This window comes from Variovorax sp. CCNWLW225, assembly GCF_037204045.1.
GTDB lineage: Bacteria > Pseudomonadota > Gammaproteobacteria > Burkholderiales > Burkholderiaceae_C > Variovorax.
Map to the genome: position 1 here is coordinate 87,086 of NZ_JBBCBV010000017.1, position 6,783 is coordinate 93,868.

Consider the following 6,783-nt stretch of genomic DNA (forward strand, 5'->3'; position numbering starts at 1 on the left):
GTCAGGCCCGGACGTGAAACCTAAAGTGCCAGCATCTTCTTTCAGGCACAGGTCGTATCCATGCAGCGCGAACCCCATCTCAGCAACGCCGCCCTCATGGCCCGCCGCGGCGCGGCCGTGGCCCGCGGCGTTGGCCAGGCCCATGAAATCTTCGTCAGCCGGGCCGCCAACGCCGAGGTCTGGGACGTGGAAGGGCGCCGCTACATCGACTTTGCCGGCGGCATTGCGGTGCTCAACACCGGCCACTGCCATCCGGAGATCAGCGCGGCGGTCAAGGCGCAGGTCGATCTGTATTCGCACACCTGCTTCCAGGTGCTGGCCTACGAACCCTATGTGGAGCTGGCCGAGCGGCTGAACGCGCTGGCGCCGGGCAACTTTGCGAAGAAGTCGATCTTCCTGAGCACCGGCGCCGAGGCGGTCGAAAATGCGGTGAAGATCGCCCGCGCGTATACCAAGCGGCCGGGTGTCATCGCCTTTACCGGCGGCTACCACGGCCGCACGATGATGACGCTGGGCCTCACCGGCAAGGTGGCGCCCTACAAGATCGGCTTCGGCCCGTTCCCGGGCGAGGTGTTCCACGCGCTGTACCCGAACGCGCTGCACGGCGTGAGCGTGGACGACGCCCTGCAGTCGGTCGAGCTGCTGTTCAAGAACGACATCGAGCCCGAGCGCGTGGCGGCCTTCATCCTGGAGCCGGTGCAGGGGGAGGGCGGCTTCTACGTCGCGCCCAACGACTTCGTCGAAGGCCTGCGCGCCCTGGCGGACCGCCACGGCATCCTGGTCATTGCCGACGAAGTGCAGACCGGCGCCGGCCGCACCGGCACCTGGTTTGCCAGCGAGCAGTGGCCCGTGGCGCCCGACCTGATCACCACCGCCAAGTCGATGGCGGGCGGCTTCCCGATCTCCGGCGTGGTGGGCCGCGCCGAGGTGATGGACGCCCCCGCGCCCGGTGGCCTGGGCGGCACCTATGCCGGCAGCCCCATCGGCTGCGCCGCGGCGCTGGCGGTTCTCAAGGTGTTCGACGACGAGCAGCTGCTGGCGCGCAGCAGGGCGCTGGGCGAACGGCTCACGGCCGGCCTGCGCCGCATGGCGGCCGAGGTGCCGGCCATTGGCGACGTGCGGGGCCTTGGCGCCATGGTGGCGATCGAGCTGTTCGAAGAGGGCGATACGGCGCGCCCGGACGCGGCATTGACCCGCCGGGTGGTGGCCGAAGCGGCGCGGCGCGGGTTAATCCTGCTGTCATGCGGCACCTACGGCAATGTAATTCGCGTGCTGGTGCCGTTGACGGCATCCGACTTGCTTGTGGACGAAGGCCTGTCGCTTCTCGCGGACAGCTTCGCCGCACTGCGCTGACCGGTCCCTTTTCTCTTGAACACCTCCATGACAGCAGAACCCCTGGTGCGTTTCCAGCGCGTTCAGAAAACCTACGACGGCGAACACCTGGTGGTGCGCCAGCTCGACCTGGACATTCATCGCGGCGAGTTCCTGAGCCTGCTCGGTCCGTCGGGCTCGGGCAAGACCACCACGCTGATGATGCTGGCGGGCTTCGAGTCGCCGACCTCCGGGGAGATCTTGCTCAACGGCAAGCCGATCACCGGCACGCCGCCGCACAAGCGGCACTTCGGCATGGTGTTCCAGAACTACGCGCTGTTTCCGCACCTGAGCGTGGGGCAGAACGTGGCCTATCCGCTCACCGTGCGCAAGGTGCCTAAGGACGAGCAGCAGCGCCGCGTGCAGCGCGCGCTCGAGATGGTGCAGCTGCGCGGCATGACCGACCGGCTCCCGGGCCAGCTTTCGGGTGGCCAGCAGCAGCGCGTGGCGCTGGCGCGCGCGCTGGTGTTCGAACCCCAGCTGGTGCTGATGGACGAGCCGCTGGGCGCGCTCGACAAGCAGCTGCGTGAGCACATGCAGATCGAGCTGAAAGACCTGCACCGCCAACTGGGCGTGACCTTCGTCTACGTAACGCACGACCAGAGCGAGGCGCTCACCATGAGCGACCGCGTCGCGGTGTTCAATGAAGGCGTGATCCAGCAGCTGGACACGGTCGACCGGCTGTACGAGAAGCCGTCGAATCGTTTCGTGGCCGGCTTCGTCGGGGACAACACCGTGCTCAAGGGGCAACTGAGCCGCGCCGGCGAACACGCCGAAATGACGCTGCCCGACGGCCGTGTGCTGAGCGGACTCAACGTCGGCGGTGCCGCCGCCGGCAGCGCCGTGGAGGCATGCATCCGTCCCGAGCGCGTGGTACTACACCGCGGCGCCGAGGCCCAGGGCCCCAACATGCTCCAGGCCGAAGTGGCGCGCGTCATCTACTTCGGCGACCACCTGCGGCTGCTCTGCAACGTGGGCGGCGGCCAGGCCGAAGCCACCGTGAAGCTGCCGCTCACCGGCCTGAACGGCGCCGCCGCACCGCAGGGCGGCGAATCGGTGTCGCTCGAATTTCCGGTTGCGCATGCACGCATGTATGCATCGTAACGCGCGCTCCGACATGCGCATTGAATCCCGTCCCGTTTCTCGCTCCCGTTCCCGCTTCCGTACATCACCCAGGACTACCACCACCATGAAAAAGACACTCCTCGCCTGCACCGTCGTTGCCAGCTTCGCGCTGCCGGCGCTTGCCCAGCAGCAGCTCACCGTCGTCAACTTCGGTGGCGCCAACGCCAACGCGCAGAAGAAGGCGTACTACGAGCCCTACGAGAAGACCGGCACCAAGATCATTCCGGTCGAATACAACGGCGAGCAGGCCAAGATCAAGGCCATGGTCGAGACCAAGAAGGTCACCTGGGACGTGGTCGAGGTCGAGTCGCCCGACGCTGCGCGCGGCTGCGACGAAGGCCTGTTCGAGAAGCTCGACTATTCGAAGATCGGCAACAAGGCCGACTTTCTTCCGGCCGCCGTCACCGATTGCGGCGTGGGCCTGTTCGTATGGTCCACCGTGATGGCCTACAACGGCGAAAAGCTCAAGACCGCGCCCACCAGCTGGGCCGACTTCTGGGACGTGAAGAAGATCCCGGGCAAGCGCGGCATGCGCAAGGGCGCGCGCTACAACCTGGAGTTCGCGCTCATGGCCGACGGCGTGAAGCCGGCCGACGTGTACAAGGTGCTCGCCACCAAGGACGGCGCCGAGCGCGCATTCAAGAAGCTTTCCGAACTCAAGCCGAACATCCAGTGGTGGGAAGCCGGCGCGCAGCCGCCGCAGTTCCTGGTGGCTGGCGATGTGGTGCTCACCACCGTGTACAACGGCCGCATCGACGCGGCCAACCGCGAAGGCCGCGACCTCAAGATCTACTGGCCGGGCGGCATCTACGACCTGGACTACCTGGTGATTCCGAAGGGCGCACCCAACAAGGAAGCGTCGCTCAAGTACATCCAGTTCGCGATGCAGCCGGCCAACCAGTCGGTCTACGCGCAGAACATTGCCTACGGCCCCACCAACACCAAGGCACTGGCTTCGCTCAGCCCCAAGGTGCTGGCCGACCTGCCGACCTCGGCGACCAACGCCAAGGATGCGCTGCAGTTCAACGTCGCCTTCTGGGCCGACCAGGGCGAGGCGCTCGAGAAGCGCTTTGCTTCCTGGGCCACCCAGTAACCGGCGCGCGAACAAACGAAAGAGGCCATGCACGCGGCAACGACTGTTCCCCTGGTTCCGGCGGAGGCGCCCCCCGTTTCGCTGCGGCGTGCGCTGGCCCGCGCCGAAGCGCGCCGCAAGTGGCGGGCGTTTGCGCTCACGGCGCCGCTGCTGGTGTTTCTGCTGTTGACGCTGCTGGTGCCCATCGTCGCGCTGCTGCAGCGCGCGGTCGAGAACCCCGAGGTCGCCAACGCGTTGCCGCGCACCGTGCGCGCCCTCGACGGCTGGAACCGCAAGGAGGCGCCCGCACCCGCGGCCTACGCCGCCATGGCGGCCGACCTGGCGCAGCTGTCAGACAGCTCCGACGCGGGCGCCCTGGCGCGCCGCCTCAACACCGAGATCGCGGGCGCCCGTTCGCTCGTGATGGGCACCTTCCGGGCGCTGCCGATTACCGGCACGCCGGAAGAGGTCAAGGCGCGAATGCTGGAGCTCGATCCGCGCTGGGGCGAGGCGCCGTATTGGCAGGCCATTGCCAAGAACGGCTCGCGCTGGACGCCCGACTACCTGCTGGCTTCGCTCGACCTGCGCCGCAACGTGGCGGGAGAGGTGGAGCGCATGCCCGACGACCAGCGCGCCTTTGCGAACATCCTGTTGCGCACCTTTCACATCAGCGCAGTGGTCACCTTCTTTTGCCTGCTGCTGGCGTATCCGCTGGCGTGGTGGCTGTCGACGCTGCCCGCGCGCAAGGCCAACGTGCTGATGATCCTGGTGCTGGTGCCGTTCTGGACGTCCATCCTGGTGCGGGTGGCGGCGTGGATCGTGCTGCTGCAATCCGAAGGGCTGGTCAACCGCGGCCTCATGGGCATCGGGTTGATCGACCATCCGCTGGCGCTGCTGTTCAACCGCACCGGCGTGATCATCGCCATGGTGCACATCCTGCTGCCGTTCATGATCCTGCCGCTCTACAGCGTGATGAAGAGCGTGCCGCCCACCTACCTGCGCGCGGCCGTCTCGCTGGGCAGCTCGCCGCTGGCCGCGTTCTTTCGCGTGTATGTGCCGCAGACCTATCCCGGCATCGGCGCAGGTGCGCTGCTGGTCTTCATCCTGGCCATCGGTTACTACGTGACGCCGGCGCTGCTCGGCGGCGCGGACGACCAGATGCTGAGCTACTACATCGCGCGCTACACCAATGTGGAAATCAACTGGGGCATGGCCTGTGCGCTGGGCGCCGTGCTGCTCGTCGCCACGCTGGTGCTGTACGCCGTGTACCGCCGCATCGGCAAGGCCGAGCTGAGCCTCGGCTGAGCGGCACGAAGGACACACACGCATGTTCAAGCTCCCTCAATTCCCGGCCTACGCCACCTTCGCCGACAAGCTCGGCTGGTGGCTGGTGCGCGCCGGCTGTGTCGCGGTGCTGGCTTTTCTGCTGGCGCCCATCCTGGTCGTGATTCCGCTGTCTTTCTCGGACAGTTCGTTTCTGGCCTACCCGATCCGGGGCTGGTCGCTGCAGTGGTACCGCCACCTGTTCGAATCGCCCGAGTGGGCACGCGCGGCGCGCAACAGCTTCATCGTCGCGCCGGCCGCCACGGCGCTGGCCACCGTGCTCGGCACCCTGGCGGCGGTGGGGTTGTCGCGCACCAACTTCGCGTTCAAGGGCCTGCTCATGAGCGTGCTGATCTCGCCGATGGTGGTGCCCATCGTGGTGGTGGGTGTGGCCGCGTACCTGTACTTCGCGCCGCTCGGCCTGGCCGACACTTACTTCGGGCTGATCGTGGTGCATGCGGCGCTTGGCGCGCCATTCGTGCTGACGACCGTGCTTGCCACGCTGGCGGGCTTCAACCACAACCTGGTGCGTGCATCGCTGAGCCTGGGCGAAACGCCGTTCAGGACTTTCATGCGCATCACGCTGCCGGTGATTGCACCGGGCGTGATTTCGGGCGCGCTGTTCGCCTTTGCTACGTCGTTCGACGAGGTGGTGGTGACGCTGTTTCTCGCGGGGCCGGACCAGGTCACGCTGCCGCGCCAGATGTTCACCGGCATTCGCGAGAACATCTCTCCCACCATTGCGGCAGTGGCAACGCTGCTGATCATTTTCACCACTGCGCTGCTGCTCGCGCTCGAATGGCTGCGCGGCCGGCAGCGCTGAGGCGAGGCTCCCATGACCACACCGAACCAGCCGCTCGGCGGCAACAGCATGCCGCGCTTCGCGGGCCCGGGCACCATGATGCGGCTGCCGGCCGCAGCGTCGGCGCAGGGGCTCGATGCAGCGTTCATCGGCGTGCCGCTGGACATCGGCACCTCCAACCGTCCGGGCGCACGCTTCGGGCCGCGCCAGATCCGTGCCGAATCGGCACTGCTGCGGCCCTACAACATGGCGACCGGCGCAGCGCCGTTCGACAAGCTGAACGTGGCCGACCTGGGCGATGTGCCCATCAACACCTATTCGCTCGAAAAGTCGGTCGACATCATCTCGACGTTCTACGACACGGTGCTGGCCGCCGGTTGCGCGCCGCTCACGCTCGGCGGCGACCACACCATTGCGCTGCCCATCCTGCGTGCAGTGGCACGCAAGCACGGCCCGGTCGCGCTGGTGCATGTGGATGCGCATGCGGATGTGAACGACGACATGTTCGGGGAGCGCATCGCGCACGGCACGCCGTTCCGCCGCGCGGTGGAAGAGGGCCTGCTGGCCTGCGACAAGGTGTGGCAAATCGGCTTGCGCGGCACTGGTTATGCGGCGGACGATTTCGACTGGCCGCGCCAGCAGGGCTTTACCGTGGTGCAGGCGCATGAGGTCTGGTACCAGTCGTTGGCGCCTTTGATGGCACAAGTGCGCGAGCGCATCGGGCCGACTCATCCGGTCTACATCAGCTTCGACATCGACGGCATCGATCCTTCGTTTGCCGGCGGTACGGGCACGCCAGAGATCGGTGGCCTTACGGTGCCGCAAGCGCTGGAGATCGTGCGGGGGTGCCGGGGCTTGAATGTGGTTGGGGCCGATCTGGTGGAGGTGAGTCCGCCTTACGACGTCAGCGGGAATACCGCGCTGCTGGGGGCCAATCTTCTGTATGAGATGTTGTGTGTGCTGCCTGGGGTGCCTTATCGGTGACGGTGCGTGGTCTTTTTAGGCGCTGCTGTTTCAGGGCGTGTGCAAAGGCCACCGGGTACTCCCCTCCGCGAATGTCCCCCGGGCTTCGCCCTCCTCCTTTATTTCG

Annotated in this window: 6 protein-coding genes; all 6 read left to right on the forward strand. The window is 66.9% G+C overall.

The window, feature by feature from the left end; genetic code table 11:
- The first annotated feature begins 60 nt into the window (after positions 1-60).
- Positions 61-1,353 carry a 4-aminobutyrate--2-oxoglutarate transaminase gene (gene gabT, locus V9L20_RS22320; RefSeq protein WP_337298273.1) on the forward strand — a complete coding sequence of 431 codons (1,293 nt, stop codon included), beginning with the start codon at positions 61-63 and terminating at the stop codon, positions 1,351-1,353.
- A 27-nt stretch (positions 1,354-1,380) separates the two neighbouring features.
- Entirely contained in the window at positions 1,381-2,475 is a 1,095-nt protein-coding gene (locus V9L20_RS22325) for an ABC transporter ATP-binding protein (RefSeq protein ID WP_258504242.1), read from the forward strand.
- 85 nt (positions 2,476-2,560) lie between these two features.
- Positions 2,561-3,589, forward strand: coding sequence for an ABC transporter substrate-binding protein (locus V9L20_RS22330; protein ID WP_337298274.1), 1,029 nt, complete (start codon positions 2,561-2,563; stop codon positions 3,587-3,589).
- A 27-nt stretch (positions 3,590-3,616) separates the two neighbouring features.
- Positions 3,617-4,873 carry an ABC transporter permease gene (locus V9L20_RS22335; protein WP_337298275.1) on the forward strand — a complete coding sequence of 419 codons (1,257 nt, stop codon included), beginning with the start codon at positions 3,617-3,619 and terminating at the stop codon, positions 4,871-4,873.
- A 22-nt stretch (positions 4,874-4,895) separates the two neighbouring features.
- The gene (locus tag V9L20_RS22340; protein WP_157612203.1) at positions 4,896-5,714 is read left to right on the forward strand and encodes an ABC transporter permease; all 819 of its coding nucleotides are present in this window, start codon (positions 4,896-4,898) and stop codon (positions 5,712-5,714) included.
- A 12-nt stretch (positions 5,715-5,726) separates the two neighbouring features.
- Positions 5,727-6,677, forward strand: a complete 951-nt coding sequence (gene speB / locus V9L20_RS22345) for an agmatinase (RefSeq protein WP_337298276.1) — start codon at positions 5,727-5,729, stop codon at positions 6,675-6,677.
- The last annotated feature ends 106 nt before the right edge of the window (positions 6,678-6,783 follow it).

Coding starts and splice junctions, on each gene's coding strand:
- gabT (WP_337298273.1), top strand. CDS start 61: ATGCAGCGCGAACCCCATCTCAGCAACGCCGCCCTCATGGCCCGCCGC.
- V9L20_RS22325 (WP_258504242.1), top strand. CDS start 1,381: ATGACAGCAGAACCCCTGGTGCGTTTCCAGCGCGTTCAGAAAACCTAC.
- V9L20_RS22330 (WP_337298274.1), top strand. CDS start 2,561: ATGAAAAAGACACTCCTCGCCTGCACCGTCGTTGCCAGCTTCGCGCTG.
- V9L20_RS22335 (WP_337298275.1), top strand. CDS start 3,617: ATGCACGCGGCAACGACTGTTCCCCTGGTTCCGGCGGAGGCGCCCCCC.
- V9L20_RS22340 (WP_157612203.1), top strand. CDS start 4,896: ATGTTCAAGCTCCCTCAATTCCCGGCCTACGCCACCTTCGCCGACAAG.
- speB (WP_337298276.1), top strand. CDS start 5,727: ATGACCACACCGAACCAGCCGCTCGGCGGCAACAGCATGCCGCGCTTC.